Consider the following 16,049-nt stretch of genomic DNA (forward strand, 5'->3'; position numbering starts at 1 on the left):
AAGATTATCGCTGGCTTCACTCTAACCCCAAGCCTTTTTAAGAAGTCTCATCAGCAATCGCTGCCTGCACAAATATATGAGTAAGCCCAGTGGAATTGCTTTGAAGCTCGTCGAAAGTGACTAATTTCATCCTGATCTCACTGCGGTAGCTCATCTTTTAGAATATCTCTGATTTTCTCTTATCCCCTCATCTGAATCCTTGCATGTATCACATCAGAGCTGCCCACCGGGGATCTTCTGGTCTTGGGCATTCGGGTAATCTGCCGAAGTCACACCGGCCGTCAGATACGCCTCATCTTTTATGTGAATTCCTCTTTGGAGAGACTTGAGACGGCGGTTAACAAATGCTTAATGTTAAGCTTAACTGACTCCCTGACCCAAGGTCGGCTCCATGGCTCTCAGCATCGCCACCGACAATCGCCGGCAAGCCAGGCGCTTTTCGACACACCATCCGGCAAAGATCGTCTTGGGACCCGAGGCAATGATTTCCTGCACGGTCAAGGACATCTCGACAGGCGGGGCGAGGATTGCGGTGAAGCCGGACATGGATCTGCCCGAAACCTTCGAGCTGTTCATCGCAGCTCACGACCTGCAGGCCCGCCGGGTGCGGGTGTGTTGGCGCGACGGTGGTTTTGCAGGCGTAGCCTTCGGCTTCGAAGAGGACAGTACAGCACCTGCCGTGCATGCGCCTCAATTGTCCCCGTTTGAGGTTTGCCTCGAACAGGCTGCAATGCCAGCCCATTTTGCTGCAGCCCCGGCACGGAAGCAGCTCAAGCTCTATCGCACCACTGTTTGATCGAACCGTTCATCACATCAATCTGTTTTCCGCGCCCTCCCAGCAATTCATGGGAGGCAATCCGCAAGCCCATGTATCGGATCAAAAGCAGCGGAGCTGCGTCCCAATCCCGATGGCACTATTGGCGGAGTTGATCAGGCGGAGAGAGGCAGTGGCAGAGAAGATTGCAGCGTGGCACGCCACGCCGCACGACGCATGATTGTGATTGCGCGGCAGATCCGGGCATCCGCTCAGCCGATTGCCGAAATATGCCCCTGCGCATCAGCTCTTTCATCGGCCAAGGCAGGCCTCGGGGCAAGCCACCGTTCGTCAGCCTCGGTACGCTCGTCCCCTGCTTGCTCATAGGCCACTGTTACGGCCTCCTCGGTAATGCCGTACGACGAGGCCCGCTCGATTTGAGCCTGTCTCCGCAGGCCGACGGTCTCCACGGTGGCAGCCCTGGTAGGTGAGCGCGGCTTGTCCCGAGGAGGCCGCGCTCCCCCTCGTCGTCTGGTGCGCGACTAGAACGCGCTCGCGCAAATCGGCAGAATAAGGCTGGAGCATGGCTCGCCTCGCGTGCCATATGCCGATCAACGCACAGCCCGCTGCTTTGGATTCACATCAGCTCGAAATCTGCTTTAGGCGGGTGTGATTATGTCGAGACCTTCAATATGGCTGCATACGTCGCGAGCCGATGCTCGCAATCTTTCGTGCAGCTTCGAAAACTCCGCTCCGCTCCGACATGCCTGCTCTAGCTCAGTACAGAGTTTCGCAAAGTCTGAGAATCCCATCAGTGCGGCCTGGGGAATGAGGGCATGAGCAATGCTGGCAATCTGCTGGCGATCCATAGTTACTGCCCCTTCGGAGGCGAAGCTTTCCTTCAGCTGGGTATTGAACCGCGCGATCCATTGATCAACTTGTGCGGTGCCGATTACCTGTCTGAACTCATAGAGGCTCTTCTCACTGAAGGAGGATCCGCTAGCAGTATGATCGCAATCGTATGCGCTCGTCGCGGGTATCCACTGAGCAAGTTTGGCTAAAAGGCTATCTCGGCATATCGGTTTGCCTATGTGGTCATTCATCCCGGCGTCTAAGAAGACTCTTACTTGCTGGGGAAGGACATTGGCCGTCATGGCAACGATAAATGTTTTACTGGCAGCATGGTTAAGTCCGCGAATAGTCTTTGTCGCTGTCACACCGTCCATGATGGGCATCTGAATGTCCATGAGCACCAGATCATAGGACACTGCTTGGATCGCCGCGATGGCCTCTTCGCCATTCGAAACTGTGTCGACGATGTGGCCCGCTGCTTTGAGCAGAATCTCGATCAGTTCTTTGTTGATATCGACGTCCTCGACGACAAGGATGCGAGCTGGCGTCGTATCAACCAGAATTTCAACTTCAAGCTGCTGACGGGGCATTTCGTCTACCGCTGGCAGCGCAAGCTCGATCCAGAAGGTCGACCCCTTGCCCTGCACGCTTTCCACTCCGATCTCTCCACCCATGAGCTCGATAAGGCGCTTGGAGATGGCAAGGCCCAAGCCTGTTCCCCCGAACTCGCGCCGTATGGAAGCATCTCCTTGGGAAAAGCGCTTGAACAGCCGACTATGCTGCTCAGGCGCAATCCCAATGCCTGTGTCGACAATCGAAATTCGAATGCATTCCCCCGCTTCTGTATGTCCCTTATACTGTATAATAGCAGTGATATGTCCCTCGCGTGTAAACTTGACAGCGTTATTCAAGAGGTTGAGCAAGACTTGCCGCAGACGAGCCTCATCGCCCAGTACCAATGTTGGAAGGCACGAATCCAGTTCGACCCGAATTGGGACACCCTTCCTGCTTGTGCCGCTTTTTATGACAGAGACGGTGTTGTCGACCAGCGATATGAGTGAAAAGGGCTCGCGTTGCAGCGTGATCTGATCAGCCTCAATGCTCGAGAAATCGAGGATATCGTTGGCTACGGTCAATAGTGCAGAGGCAGACACTTCAATCAACTCCACATACCGCCGCTGCTTTGGATCTAGTCTCTCGTCGAGCAAACATCCCGTATAGCCGATGATTCCATTCAAGGGCGTGCGAATCTCATGGCTCATGGAGGCCAGGAAGTCCGTTTTTGCCCTGCTGGCGACGTTCGCTGTACCTAAGGCCTCCTCAGCGACATCCTTGGCTCTCAATAGCTTATGCTCGCGGTCAGCAACGGCCCGCGCCATGCGGTTAAAAGCACGCTCAAGAATCCGGATCTCGCCAAATCCTTTATAAGGCGAGCGGATGCTGAAGTCGCCATGCTCCAAGGCTTCAGCAATTTCAACAAGATTGCGCAGCGGTCGAAGTATAAGCCATTCAAGTCCCAACGCGCCTAACAATATTGAGCCACCGACGATAAGGGAGATCAGAACAAGCCGATAACGCAGAGCATCATTAATGGGGCTTATGACGGAATCACGGTTGAGACCAACTGCCAGTATCGCGTCGGTTCCAGGCAGAGCCCGAAACACAAAGAAACGTGATGTACCAGAAAGATCAGCAATCTCTTCACTCTCCTGTGCCCCCTCAAGAGCTTGCTGAATAACAAGTCTGTCCTGAACTTGGGTGCCGACAAGGCCAGCAATGGGAGGATGATGAGCGACAAGGAAACCCTTTCGGTTCACTACAAACATGCTGACGTCGAGATCGGATTCCACATGAGGTGGAGAGGTATCGGCGAAAATCTCCGCGTTTATGACGGCTGACAGTATGCCGACCGCCTTCTGGCCTTCGAACACCGGGGCCGCGGCCGTTCTGGCGAGTTTGCCGCTCTGTGGTGTGGCTGAAATCCCACTTAAGGCGAAGGTCTTTTCCTCTACAGCTTTGCTGAATACCTTTCGGTCAATGCTAGCAGAAGCCTCTAATCCCAGAGGGGCGCTACATATCTCGCTGCCATCCATCTTTGACAGATGCAGCGCCTTCAACCAGTGATGCGTCTCCATAAAACGCAGGAGGAATGCTCCACAGAGAGGCGAACCGGATCGAACTTCTTCGGCAGTGCTCAAATAATGCAGGGCAGTTCGTGCCTCTTCAACGACGTGGTTCTGGCCTTCGACGACATGGAACGCTACAAACTCCAACCGCTCGCGGAGGACGTTCATGACCCGCTTGCGTTCATCGCCGGCAACCTGCACAAGTGCGGCACTGACAGGCGCCAAGGCAACGATTCCGATCACAAGGAAGCGCCAAAGAAGGCTGTTGCGAGAGAACTGCCAACGCGGTGCCCTTCTGCGCATCACTCTTATCTCCAATCAGCGGCATAACCGCCGCGTGGCTTCCGCAACGTATTCACCGCTTATGAAGACCGTTTACGGCTTGGATTGGGACGCGCCAGCCACGGCGGCCGCGGCTCGGTTATTCACACCGAAGTACCGGAAGATAGCCGCCATGTGAATCTTGACCGTACCCTCGCCCAGCTGCAGAGCCAGAGCAATTTCTTTGTTCGTCTTGCCCTGAATCAAGAGCTCGAGCACATCCTGCTGCCGCGGCGTCAATGGACCGGTCAGATCTAGGGGCTTGGAAGGAATACCTTCAATTTGCTCGTCGACAATCGACCGGAGCGGTGCTGAAGAGATGTCTGCCAAGGAGGCAGGCACGTAGATGCCGCCCTCAAGGACTGTTTTCAATGCCACTGTCAATTCGGTGATGCTCAAGCTTTTATGCATATAACCATGCGCGCCTGCCTCGAGAGCCAGCAGAATATCTCGCCGAGCACTCGAGGCTGAGATAACTGCGACACGCGCATTAGGAACACATTCACGAACCGCTCTCAAATTTGATGGCGTTCTCATCCCAGGCATTGAGAGATCGAAAAGAGCCGTCGAAATGTCAGGCTTGGCACCTAGGCACTCAAGTGCTTCGTCTAGGGATGCTGCCTCGATAACTTCCGTAAATCCGAAATGTCGACTGAGGATCGCCCCCATAGCCACTCGAAAGTACGCGTCGTCATCGGCTATCAAACCAATACGACTTAATGCTCTCATGAATCTTTCCCCAAGTCCCGTCAGCTCAGTCTTCTATTTCGAATCTGTAGTCAACGCCAAAACGACGAGTTGCTCCAACTAGCCGCCAATGCGCATGTGCGCAATTTACATGCTCACTATCGGACTATACACCAACGTTGCTTGGAAGTTGGATTAAAATCAACATGATACCTTAAACTTGGATATGATTAAAACTACCTATTCCTCGACTCTCAACTTGATTCGAAACCTGCGAGGCAAGTCGCGAATATTGCCTCGCAGCAGCGGTATGATGGATTTTTTCTCGGCCGCAATTGTCAACGTAGCTCCTGCGAACCTATTCGGTCGCTTTCGCGGAATTCACCACCGGCCGGCTGCCGCGCACCCTGAACTATGCTCAATGTGGGGAGCGCAAATTCACGTGATCGACAGCGCCGTCTGGCCATCTGAGTCAAGTGCAACGCATTCAAAGCCTCTGAGCCAATAAACGGCAGAGGTGAAGTACTTTGCACTTGCGGTTCCGACCCGTATCACTTGCCTGAAGCCAACTATCCTGAAGTGCGGTCAAGAACAGCATAGAGCAAGGTTGAAGTCTCAATTAACCTGCATCTCGAACCAGGCTGGCACCAGGCGGCTTGAGATTTTGGGCCGCCATGTTCATTGCCCAGCGGACATTGCGTAGCAACATTGTCTACGCTGCCTCTACGCCTTCCCTGACAGTCATTGATTGCGGGTTCTGCTCTGCCCTGCTCTCTACAAGCTCGATCGCATGTTGCGCACACCCACGAAACATCTCTTTGACGAAATCCGACTCGCAATCCCACGAGCATCCTTCATGCTCAGCGTCATAAAACGCGCGAGCGACTAACTCGATCTTATTGCTCATTTTTGCCCCCAAAAAATTAGAACCGTAGAAGTTCACGGTGCGTCCGACTGCATTGATTTTCCAAGTGATTCGCCGAACGCCTCACGAATGATTTGGCATGACTGAACTTGTAGGCACAATTTATCGAAAGAGGTATCTCTGACTCCGAAAGAGGTATCAATGTCATTTGGCTCATTCTGGTTTGCGGTCGACTATCCTGAGAAGAACCTCAGGCTCTTGAAAGGTGCTAAGGTCGCGTGAAAACTACTGCCCGAAAGCATGAGAGCATCAACCCTCTGGTCCTTCTCTAGCGTATGAAGTGGGGCAGATTTTTCGGGGCTGGGGTCGGCAGCCGCTTGAAGTGACGCGTCTCGATTAGTTCGTACGGTCGTGCACCAGCATCCAGCATAGGCACAAATAACTCGGTGCCAACTGGGCTCAGGTGAGAGGTCCGATTACCACGTCCCGAGAATGCCTCACAATACTGGCTACACCATGTGATGAGCGAAGGAATCAATGATGGAAGCGGTACCTCAGGTTCCTTCAGAACAGGAGCATCAACCCTGCCCCGTAGCACCCATGTCGAAGCGTCTGACTGACTCTGCGGCTCCACTCGCTCTACTTGTGCCTGTTGCGGTTTTGACGAGCGGAAGTCCTGTCGTTCCAAAACGGTTCGCGGATTGAAGCTGATCGCTGAGTGACCGTCATCGAGCACAGGAACGACCGTTCGTACGCGCTCCGAGTTCACAGTGACCTGCACGCCTTTCATGGCAGGGACAAAACGAAGAGCATTTGGATCTGGAGACTCGGCAAAGCTGATGGCGCAGCGACGGAACTGCCTCTCGCACTCTTCCTTGCGATCGAACACCGGAACACGGTCGTAATACTCAGCCTCGGCATTTGCAAAAGCGTTACGGCACTGTTCGGTGGACAAGAGCCCATCGGTTTGGCAGTTACGGCTCGTAACATAAAGAGCATTGCGCGTTTCTGCTTGGAGAGGGAGCGCGGGGAGCAAAAGGCCGGAGAGTAAGACCACCGCTCGAAGGGCGGTGGCCGGGCTGCATTGCATCACCAGCCTCCTTGGAAAGAGGATAGAATCGCGTCGCCTCTGTACGTAAGACAGCTTGGCAAGGTCAAGTTGAAGGGTAGGCCATCGGGCCTCCCCCGTACAACCTTTCACTCCCGCTCTCCTCTATCCCGTTGTCGATCCTCTATAAGCAGTGAAACAGTCATCCGACAGGTGTCAAGGTCATCTCCGGCGACAACCCTGCACCAGATCGGCGCACATGAGACACAAGTTCCCGGGCAGGCCTATGCTCATCCTGTCCGATGTGAGGCTAACTTCAGGATAGGAGCAATCCTTGCCGACTCCTCCTAAAGGCGGCGAAGCGATCCGCGCCCAGTTCGTCTCGCCCTATGATCCGTGTCTGCCCAGGCCGAATGTCGGACCCAGCACAGGCCTGAGGCAAGGCAGGATCAAGCCCTGAAATACAACGAACGTTGATGTTCACGTCAGGGCGTGAACAAAGCTCGCATTCTAAGCGTAAATCAGGATTAGACAGGTGCTGATGCCGCTGATTGCAATTGCCCCAATTAGGAAAGCGAACCAGTCCCAATCGGGGAAAGGTTCCTCGTGTCCGCTGTAGTCGCTCATCATGAGCCCCTTAGCCAATTATGTGCTGCAGCGCTCTTGGTCCATCATGGACCTCCTCAAGGCACTGCTTGGAGGCAATATTAAGATAGCAATCGACACTTAGGTTAGAAATTCTCTTTTACGGTTAAGAGGAGGTTACCCGTCAGACGTTGCTATGCCGGAATGGATTATTTCGACTCTATAATCACAGCTGCTGCTGAGTCGCAGTTGCGAGTGTGCCGGCCCTGAGAATGTTCATACACATTATTGCAACGCTTTATTATCTAGCGATTCGAGATGCTTCAGTTTATAGCCTGAGGTCGCGGGATTGCAGCTGTCTTATTCAAGCGACTCCTTTCGCATAGCGCAGCAATTGACCGTTTTTTTGTTCTGCCATTCGGTGGAAGTCATGCGCTCAGCGTTCGACCTCTTGCCAGTCGCGTGGTCTTGCTCTCCTGCCGCGACGGCTCCAACCGGGGGCTCCCTGAAAGAAGAGGGCTTTCAGCACATTTTCGCTAATCCGTGAACGTCGCCCCATAATGCACCCCGTCGGTCCAGACCAACCGAACGCTGGCAGAAGCGCCTTGCGCCGGAATCTGCAACTCGAATTCCAACGGAACATCGGCCGGTGCAGAGACCACGAGGCGCACCCCGACCTCGGAGAGATCCGACACGAGACACGCGATCGGACGTTGTCCCTGGTCACCCACGATCAGGCCGTCAAGCTGAGTGGGAAAGCGTTTACTTGATCGGCGCTCAGGCAAACCGTGCTTCATGCGCACAGGCCTCCGTTTGAGGAAAACCCGTTTTACCAGATAGGGCTGGTGCGCAGCATGCTCCTGCAATAGAACCCGTTGCCAGATCTGGCACAGGACCCTGCCCCAGGCGTAACACCCAAATAGGTTGCGGCTGTCATTGCTCCCCGCCAGCCAAAGCTGCCAGTTCTCGGACGTAGTTGTCCCGGTATTGCAGATGCCGATCCGCCAGCATCGTCAGAACGCGCTTTTTTACCTCCGTCACCGGCAAAGTTCTGCCGAGAGTGTCACGTGCCCGCTTATATTGAGAATCGATTTCTTTCAGGATTGCTTCAGGAGATTTGGCGAGAGGATGTGGTTCGGCGCCTGCTCCGCCGCCCTTGTTTGGCACCGAACACGCGGTGCTGCCCATCCCATGAGAAGCCATGATTTGCCCCGACAAACGCGATGGTTTTCATCGCACCGTGTCTGAATTGGTGCGCTGTATCTGTCGGCAAGACGACATTACTGACGAATTCGCATGATTTGGCGTATAATTCAGCAAGCTGCCTTGCTAGTGCGCGGAGGATGCTAAAGCAAGCCACATGACACGGGCTGTCCAAGATCTCACAGATATGAGGTGGGCATCGTCCTTACCTGATTGATTTCGTAAGGGCATTCCCCTGCAGCGACAAAGGGACATGCATTTGCGATCAACCGAAGGACACTCCTGCGAGATCGCCGTTTTGCCAGCACAGCCGTGCGGGATACACCTGAAGACTAGGAGCTGCGACGTACAGATCGAAGTCTTTGGGCAATGCCCCGCCCTTCTTGACCACGATCCCGGCACCCTCAGCGGAAAGGTCCCGCACCATGCAGTGAATCATTTGGTCCTGGAAGATGATTTTGGCATTCTGCCAAACGCGTAATCGTCTCAGACGGCGAAGGTTTGCTCTCTCGGCCCCTTGAGTGCTTCTCGTGTCTGGCATCGTTTCACCGACTGTTGATTGGTTAAGATCAGGCACCCCCTCACAAGGGACCTTGTGCCAGACGGATGGGTGCGGATATCCTTCACCGGTTTTCGCCGACCGATCAGCCGGAGATGGTCGAAAACCCGTTGCGTCACCGCTGCATGCACCGGCGGAGGGCAACTTGCCCCACAGCGGATTTCCGGCCGCCCGGGTTTGGAATCTGTGGGACTCGTTGCCGTGCGATGGATTCGGTGCAATTCCGGCCTGCGCCGGATGTGAGCACAGTTCCTCGACCACCTCGCGAACCGCTACCTCCCAGGGTCGGGCCGTGTAGCCGAATGTCTCGGCAAACAAACTTGAGTCCAATGCAGCATTGAGTGGGCGGCGTGTCTTTGTCGGGTGGGCTTCGGTTGGGACGGGCAGTACCGGCGAATGCTTCCCCGAAAACGTGGCCTGCGCCGCACTGATGTGCTGCGCAAAGCGGTACCGCGTGGTGATGCCCTGCCCCGCGAAATGGTAGGTGCCGTAAGGTGTACCGCCTTCCTCCAGCCGTTGCACGATGGCGAGCAGTGCCATCGCGAGCTCTCTGGCGGAGGTTGGGCATCCCCACTGGTCGTCGACCACTTTCAACGTACCACGTTCGCCGGCAAGCCGAAGAACCGTCTTCAGAAAGTTCGCCCCGTGGATGCCATAGACCCAGGAGGTGCGGACAATCACGTGCTGCGGCAATGCCTCGCGGATTGCTGCCTCGCCAGCCACCTTGCTGCGGCCATACAGGTTAATCGGAGAGACAGGATCAGCCTCGGTATACACGCTGTCCTTGGATCCGTTGAAGACATGATGAGCAGAAACATGAATCAAAGGAATGGCCGCGTCAGCACACGCGCGTGCCAGCACCTCGGGTCCGGTGGCATTGACCCGGATTGCCTGCCACATCTCCACCTCAGCCCGGTCGACATCTGTATAAGCGGCGGCATTGATGACGACCCGCGGACGAACCTCGGCGAGCGCCTTCTGGACCTGCTCCCAATTGGAAATGTCAGCCTGGGCTCGCGTGCGGCCGGTCAAAGCCCAGCCATAGAAGCTTGCGAGGGTCTCCAGCTCCCGCCCGAGTTGCCCACCAACGCCGAATACCAGGATCATGTGGCGGATTCCTAGTGCATGCCACGGGAGCTGTTCGGCGAGGTGGCGCCGCGCCGAATGCTGTCGCGGATAAAATGGCTTGTAACCTGCGGGACCGCGCTGTTGATACCAGTTGCTTCGAGAAGATGGGTTGCCATGCCATTAAGCCCGCTTCGATTAGTATCGGTTATTTCTTTTTTGGCGCTGATCAATGTTTCGTCGTGGCTTGTTATCGAACCCGAATCGTCGTGCTGATCACCTTGACAAAGAAACGCCGTCACGGCTTTCGAACACATGCCACTTACGAAGCAGGTGATTCACAAGCCGATAGCTCAGGCGTACGTCGAAGGAGACATGAATCCAACTTGGAAAGAAGTCCCTACCACTTAAGAGTAGATTCATTCTGCGATATGGGGCTGCTGTGGCTCGTCAAGTCACTTCGCCTGTTGCCTGACCGATCAGCGCGCCGAGGGAAAAGGCGATTGCTAACGGCGCGGGTGTCATCCTATGCGGCGAGAACCGCTCAGTGCTCGCAATAGAACGCACACCGTTAGCCCTACGGCAATGCCCAATACCTGCATGACGGTTTTATTGATTAAGACACCGCTTGGTGCGCACGCGGGTCCGGCCGCACAACAAACTTGAGTGGCGGAGCACGATCAGCCTGAACGTGTCATGACGGGGAAGAGCTACCGTCGGTCCGGAGGCGCAGAGCGCGCGGCTCGCGGTGGTATGCTCCGCAGTTGCGTGGGCGCTAATCAACATGCTCATTCAGCGGCGCTATGTGCAGCCGATGAGATGGTGCTCACAAGGGTGGGACAATGGTGACACGAAAGAATCGTCTCAATGACTTCATCACGAATGGCGATCCGGCCCCCGATGATCCGGTGCAGGTATTGTGCGAGGATCATGTCGGCACCTACCTGATCCCGTTTCCCTGCCTCCGTACCGATGGGGTATGGCGAAACCAGGCAACGGGCGAGATTATTGCCGGAAAGGTTATTGGTTGGCGACCATTTAAGCCGAATAGCCGACGCGCAGCCCCAGGACTTTGCTCCTAAATCCCAGTCCTCACACCCGGCGGACGGAACCTCATTATTGCCCACCCGAGCGATCTGGCCCCATAGGTTCGACGGTGCCTTGGCGGAAGGCGGAGCCGCAGACGCGACTGGACGTTTCCGCGTGAAGCTGTAAAGAACTCGAGCCAACACAGGGCAGAGGGACCGCTTTCCATCTGCGATGAAGTGGCCACTCCCGATCTTTTGTGGAGCAGAACCATTGGGATCTCCAAGGGAGTGACAGAACGCGTTGAGCTGCGCCGCCATCACGGCACGAACGATGTTCAACGCGACATCATACTTCTCAAGGGACGTCTATGACGTGCAACATTCTTTTTCTGCACCAGAACTTTCCGGGTCAGTACAAGCTTCTCTCGCGTGAACTCGGCAGCCGCGACGGATTCAAGGCCGTTGCGCTTGGTCAGAAGTCCCCGTTCGGCGTCAATTTTGGCCCCGTGAGCTACGAGGGCTATCAGTCAGGCCCTGATCACTCGTCTGATCTCTTCCCTCCCCTCACCTTCTTTTCGGAACAGGTCCGCCGGGGTGATATGGTTCGCGGGCGGTTACAGGACCTGAAGCGGCGCGGCTTCACGCCGGATGTGTGCTTTGCCCATCCTGGATGGGGTGAGGCGCTGTTTGTCAAAGAAGTCTTCCCGGAGACGAAGCTGATCTCCTATCTCGAATATTACTACCGCAGCCAAGGCAGTGATCTGGATTTCGATCGCGAGTTTCAGTCGCCATCGGTGGATATGCAGTATGTCTCGCTGCGCAATCTGCCCACCCTGCAGGCAGCCGCATTGTCTGATGCTCTCGTGTCACCGACCCGGTGGCAAGCCGGGTCGTTTCCGCCTCCCCTGTCAGAGCGGATCAACGTCATTCATGAAGGGATCGATACAGACGTGGCCAAACCGGGACCAGCTCGTCCGTTGGCGGTTTCGCGTGGCACGATCCAGCCTGGGCAGACCCTGATCACCTATTCTGTCCGCTCTCTGGAACCGTACCGCGGCTTTCATTCGTTCATGCGCGCTCTTCCCCACCTTCAGGCACTGCTGCCCGAGGCACACGTGGCGATCGTGGGAAAGGAGCCGACAAGCTATGGGCGCAATCCCAGCCAAGGCCGGACCTGGAAGCAGGTGATGGTGGAGGAGATCGAGTCACAGGTTGACTGGGAGCGTGTCCATTTTCTTGGAACGCTACCCTATGACGGACTGATCAATCTGTTTCGTCTGTCGACGGTCCACGTCTATCTGACCTACCCGTTTATTCTGTCCTGGTCCCTGCTGGACGCCATGGCCAGCGGCTGCGCCATTGTTGGATCGAGCACAGGTCCGGTCGTGGAAGTGATTCAGGATGGATATAACGGCGTTCTGGCAGACTTTTTTGATGCGCAGGCGCTGGCCGAACGCATTGCCTCCGTGGCGAGCGACCGCGACCTACGCCAGCAGCTGTCAGAGAATGCACGTCAGACGGTGCTTGAGCGCTATGACTTCAAGACAGTCTGCTGGCCAGCCTACGAGCGCCTGATGAATGAGGCGCTCGCGCTATGATGCAAAAGGCACCACCAAGGTGGTGCCTTCTTCCAGTCTTACCGAGTCTTGGCGCCTGCGGCGGGCGCTTCACCGCCTTCGGACGGAGCGCGATTGCCTTTGACGGCATCCAAGCAATCGGCATAGGCGTCCAAAAGCCACTCGCGGTCAAAGACAACGCCTGTCTCGCGCGCCTGCGCCTGTTCGAGCTGTGCAAGGTAACGCAGGAGCGCGAAGGCCACGACCTCCGGGCTATCCCCCTGCAAATTCACCGGGCGGCCGCTCGCTTCACCACGCGACTGATCGGCCGCTTGTCCCATACGCCCCGTTGCCATTGCTGTCTCCTACTGTTCCTTGAGAGCGAAATCATAAATCTGGAGCACCGGATCCAGGAAATAGGCCAGGATCGTGCGCTTGCCTGTCTCAATCGAGACCTGTGCCGGCATGCCGGGCGTCAACTCGACCTGAGCCTCCTCGATGTCCTTCGGATCAACTCTGACGACACCCTTGTAGTAGGTGTGGTTGGTGATCTTATCGTCGAAGCGATCGGCGGATACTTTCTCCAGCGTGCCGGGAATCGCCTTATGATAACGCTGGCGGTAAGGCAAGAGATGGATGCTGGCGCTCTGCCCCGGGTGGACGCGATTGACATCCGTGGGGCTGATTTCGACCGCCAGGACCAGAGGATCGTCCTTGGGCACGATTTCGAGTGCCGTCTGTCCAGGCACCAGCGTCGCCCCCGGTCCGAAGACGGACAGACCATACACATAGCCGCTCTCCGGCGCCACCAGCACGGCTTGGCTCAGCCGCCACTGCGCCGATTGCAGGCGTGGCTCGATTTCGGCCAGGCGGGCGTCATTGTCGGCGCTGTCCCGCGCGATGGTCTCCAGCCGATCCTTGTTCAGTTGCTGCATCTGGATCTCAGCTGCGCGGATCTTGTCTTCTTCCGCCGTGATCGAACCGGAGATCGACGAAAGATCGCCCCTCAGGCCCGCGGCCGATCGCTCCAGGGTCAACACCCTCGGACGAGCGATGAGGCCCTTCTCGACAAGCGGCTGCAGCGAGGTCAGTTCATCCTCGATGCTCTTGAGCTGAACTTGCGAGGCGCTGGCCCGTCCGCGCAAGGCGGTGATCTGGCGGCGACTGCCCTCGACCTGCTGCGTCAGGAGGCTGATCTGCCCCAGATAGGCGGCCCGGCGCGCTGCCAGGAGTGCAGCCTCCTGCTGAAACAGCATCTGAACCTGGGGGTCGCTTTTCTGGTCGTGCAACGACGCGGGAAATGCCAACTCAGCCGCATCGGCGCGCTCGGCCTGCAGGCGTGCTGTCCGCAGCAGGGCTGCGGCGCGACTGCTGCTTAAGACGGTTGCCTCGGCCTTCGCGTCGGCGAGTTCGAGCTGCAGGAGCTTCTGCCCCTTCTCGACCAGCTGTCCCTCGCGCACGAAGACGACGCCGATTTCCCCGCCGGTCGGATGTTGGATCGCCTTGCGGTTGCCCTCGACCGCCACTTTTCCCGACGCAATGGCCGCACTCGCCACCGACATGGTTGATGACCAAAGAGCGATCCCCGCCACCAGGGCGAGAGCCGCCACGCCGCCGAACAGCACGGGTCCGGATGCCGAATCCTTGAGAGGTAAAATCGGGAGCGCGTTGCGCAAAACCTGATCAGTCACGGGCCTGTCCCACCTTCTTAACAATCGTTGGCCGGCCGAGCTGCTTGAACACATCCGTCGTGGATCCGAAGCTGACCAGCGTTCCTTCCTTCAGCACAGCGGCATGGTCGAGATGCATCACCAGATTGGGGCGGTGCGTGATCAGGATCACGGTGGTGCCCCGCTCCTTCAGCTCGTGCATACAGGCAATCAGCGCCTCTTCGCCGGGGCCGTCGAGATTGGAGTTGGGTTCGTCGAGCACCACGAGGGCCGGATTGCCGATGATGGCGCGGGCAAGGGCAATCAGCTGGCGCTGGCCTCCCGACAGAACAGAGCTGTCGTCCAGGGAGGTCTCGTAGCCCTTCGGCAGGCGCAGAATCACATCATGCACCCGCGCGCGCTTGGCCGCGTCGATGATCTCGTCATCGGAGTACATGCCGAAGCGACCGATGTTTTCGGCGACAGTCCCAGGCAGAAGGCTGATGCTCTGCGGCAGGTAACCGACGAAGCGCCCGAACTCGTGGTTGCTCCATTGGTCGAGTTCCGCGCCGTCGATGCGGACAGCCCCCCCGGTCGGCCGCAGGCTGCCCGTCAAGATCCGGGCCAGCGTCGTCTTGCCCGATCCGTTCAACCCGACGAGACCCAGGCTTTCACCGGCCCGCACCCCGAAGCTGATCCGCTTCAGCACGGCCCGGTCCGAACCCGGCGGCACGAACGTGACGTCCTGGCACGTGATGGTGCCGGCTGGACGCGGCAGATGCAGGGTGGTTGTCGGCTCAGGCGACTGCTTGAGGACTGTATCGATCCGCCGCATCGCGTCCTTGACCGGATGATAATCCTCCCAGGCCGAAATCAACTGGTCCACCGGCTTCATGGCGAACCCGAAGACGAAGATCGACGCGAACACGATTCCGAAGGGAATCTCGCCGTTGATGACCTGGATGACGCCGACCGCCATAAGGCCGCCCTGCATGAAAATGCGCGCAGATCCGAGGAAGGAGGAGAACACGACACCCCGACCGCTGGCAATCAGCTGCTCTTGGATGGCCTTGTTGCGCTCGTTGCGCCAGCGGCCAATCACGGCATTCAGCATGCCAAGGCCGACCACGGCCTCAGCTGAGCGGGTGGCGGCTTCGCTGAATTGCTGCGAGGCATTGCCGACCACGTTCGCTTTGATCAAGGCGCGCTTGGTGAGGATGGCATTGGCAACGGTCGCGCCCGCTGAAACCGCAATGCAGATCCCGGCCGTGATCCCGATTGCCGGATCGAGCAGAAAGAGGATGCCGAGGAAGAGAAAACCCCACGGCATGTCGAGCGCGGCCATCGCACCCTTGCCGGTCACAAATTGACGAAAGCTGTCCAGATCACGCAGGAGTTGCGCATTCGCCGGGCCCGTGCCGCTGGCGGATTTCCGGACCACGACCTTGAACACCCGGTCCGCCAGCCGGCGCTCAATCCGGGCGGAGGCCCGAATCAGAAGCGTGCCGCGCACCCACTGGAAAATACCCTTGGCCGCGATGGCGATCGTGAACCCGATCAGGAGCGCGACGAGCGTCTCCCAACTCTTGGCGGCGATCACCCGATCGTACACTTGGAACATGAAGATCGGGTAGGCCAACAGAAGAACGTTGACGCAGGATTCGAAGCAAAGCGCGAACAGGAAATGCTGCCGGCACGCTTTGAGCGCCGCGGCAACATCATGATCCTGATGGGAGTGCATGCGATGAGTG

General features: G+C 57.1%; 12 protein-coding genes. 2 read left to right on the forward strand and 10 right to left on the reverse strand.

The features are described from left to right. The first annotated feature begins 391 nt into the window (after window positions 1–391). Window positions 392–796, forward strand: a complete 405-nt coding sequence (locus JO965_RS42910; protein WP_203447686.1) for a PilZ domain-containing protein — start codon at window positions 392–394, stop codon at window positions 794–796. Between the two features lie 617 nt (window positions 797–1,413). On the opposite strand, the gene JO965_RS42915 is transcribed toward JO965_RS42910, so the two are convergent. The 7 genes from JO965_RS42915 to JO965_RS42945 form a co-directional block, all read right to left on the reverse strand. Beyond that, complete coding sequence (locus tag JO965_RS42915) at window positions 1,414–4,035, reverse strand: ATP-binding protein (RefSeq protein ID WP_246777330.1); 2,622 nt, start codon at window positions 4,033–4,035, stop codon at window positions 1,414–1,416. 72 nt (window positions 4,036–4,107) lie between these two features. Further along, entirely contained in the window at window positions 4,108–4,782 is a 675-nt protein-coding gene (locus tag JO965_RS42920; RefSeq protein ID WP_203447688.1) for a response regulator transcription factor, read from the reverse strand. Window positions 4,783–5,933: 1,151 nt separating this feature from the next. Continuing rightward, window positions 5,934–6,695 carry a DUF1190 domain-containing protein gene (locus tag JO965_RS49905; RefSeq protein WP_203447689.1) on the reverse strand — a complete coding sequence of 254 codons (762 nt, stop codon included), beginning with the start codon at window positions 6,693–6,695 and terminating at the stop codon, window positions 5,934–5,936. A 1,079-nt stretch (window positions 6,696–7,774) separates the two neighbouring features. Next, on the reverse strand, window positions 7,775–8,035 hold the full coding sequence (locus tag JO965_RS42930; RefSeq protein WP_203447690.1) for a PilZ domain-containing protein: 261 nt from the start codon (window positions 8,033–8,035) through the stop codon (window positions 7,775–7,777). Window positions 8,036–8,171: 136 nt separating this feature from the next. Beyond that, window positions 8,172–8,441, reverse strand: a complete 270-nt coding sequence (locus tag JO965_RS42935) for a hypothetical protein (protein WP_203447691.1) — start codon at window positions 8,439–8,441, stop codon at window positions 8,172–8,174. Window positions 8,442–8,706: 265 nt separating this feature from the next. Beyond that, window positions 8,707–10,107 carry a dTDP-4-dehydrorhamnose reductase gene (rfbD, locus tag JO965_RS42940; protein WP_203447692.1) on the reverse strand — a complete coding sequence of 467 codons (1,401 nt, stop codon included), beginning with the start codon at window positions 10,105–10,107 and terminating at the stop codon, window positions 8,707–8,709. Window positions 10,108–10,853: 746 nt separating this feature from the next. Then, complete coding sequence (locus tag JO965_RS42945; RefSeq protein ID WP_203447693.1) at window positions 10,854–11,432, reverse strand: hypothetical protein; 579 nt, start codon at window positions 11,430–11,432, stop codon at window positions 10,854–10,856. Window positions 11,433–11,461: 29 nt separating this feature from the next. Here JO965_RS42945 and JO965_RS42950 point away from each other — a divergent pair, with 29 nt between their 5' ends. After that, a complete protein-coding gene (locus tag JO965_RS42950) occupies window positions 11,462–12,691 on the forward strand; it encodes a glycosyltransferase (protein WP_203447694.1) in 1,230 nt (409 codons plus the stop codon). Between the two features lie 38 nt (window positions 12,692–12,729). On the opposite strand, the gene JO965_RS42955 is transcribed toward JO965_RS42950, so the two are convergent. Genes JO965_RS42955 through JO965_RS42965 form a run of 3 tightly spaced genes read right to left on the reverse strand, consistent with a single transcriptional unit; the run spans window position 12,730 to window position 16,039 of the window. Continuing rightward, window positions 12,730–13,005 (reverse strand): hypothetical protein, encoded by a 276-nt coding sequence (locus JO965_RS42955; protein ID WP_203447695.1) that lies wholly within the window; start codon window positions 13,003–13,005, stop codon window positions 12,730–12,732. A gap of 9 nt (window positions 13,006–13,014) precedes the next feature. Continuing rightward, complete coding sequence (locus JO965_RS42960; protein WP_203447696.1) at window positions 13,015–14,340, reverse strand: HlyD family type I secretion periplasmic adaptor subunit; 1,326 nt, start codon at window positions 14,338–14,340, stop codon at window positions 13,015–13,017. Next, a complete protein-coding gene (locus tag JO965_RS42965; protein ID WP_203447697.1) occupies window positions 14,333–16,039 on the reverse strand; it encodes a type I secretion system permease/ATPase in 1,707 nt (568 codons plus the stop codon). Before JO965_RS42965 ends, JO965_RS42960 begins: the two co-directional genes overlap by 8 nt. Window positions 16,040–16,049: the final 10 nt, after the last annotated feature.

It is taken from the genome of Microvirga sp. VF16, from assembly GCF_016864375.1.
GTDB lineage: Bacteria > Pseudomonadota > Alphaproteobacteria > Rhizobiales > Beijerinckiaceae > Microvirga.

Coding starts and splice junctions, on each gene's coding strand:
- JO965_RS49905 (WP_203447689.1), bottom strand. CDS start 6,695: ATGCAATGCAGCCCGGCCACCGCCCTTCGAGCGGTGGTCTTACTCTCC.
- JO965_RS42965 (WP_203447697.1), bottom strand. CDS start 16,039: ATGCACTCCCATCAGGATCATGATGTTGCCGCGGCGCTCAAAGCGTGC.
- rfbD (WP_203447692.1), bottom strand. CDS start 10,107: ATGATCCTGGTATTCGGCGTTGGTGGGCAACTCGGGCGGGAGCTGGAG.
- JO965_RS42950 (WP_203447694.1), top strand. CDS start 11,462: ATGACGTGCAACATTCTTTTTCTGCACCAGAACTTTCCGGGTCAGTAC.
- JO965_RS42955 (WP_203447695.1), bottom strand. CDS start 13,005: ATGGCAACGGGGCGTATGGGACAAGCGGCCGATCAGTCGCGTGGTGAA.
- JO965_RS42915 (WP_246777330.1), bottom strand. CDS start 4,035: ATGCGCAGAAGGGCACCGCGTTGGCAGTTCTCTCGCAACAGCCTTCTT.
- JO965_RS42930 (WP_203447690.1), bottom strand. CDS start 8,035: ATGAAGCACGGTTTGCCTGAGCGCCGATCAAGTAAACGCTTTCCCACT.
- JO965_RS42935 (WP_203447691.1), bottom strand. CDS start 8,441: ATGGCTTCTCATGGGATGGGCAGCACCGCGTGTTCGGTGCCAAACAAG.
- JO965_RS42910 (WP_203447686.1), top strand. CDS start 392: ATGGCTCTCAGCATCGCCACCGACAATCGCCGGCAAGCCAGGCGCTTT.
- JO965_RS42920 (WP_203447688.1), bottom strand. CDS start 4,782: ATGAGAGCATTAAGTCGTATTGGTTTGATAGCCGATGACGACGCGTAC.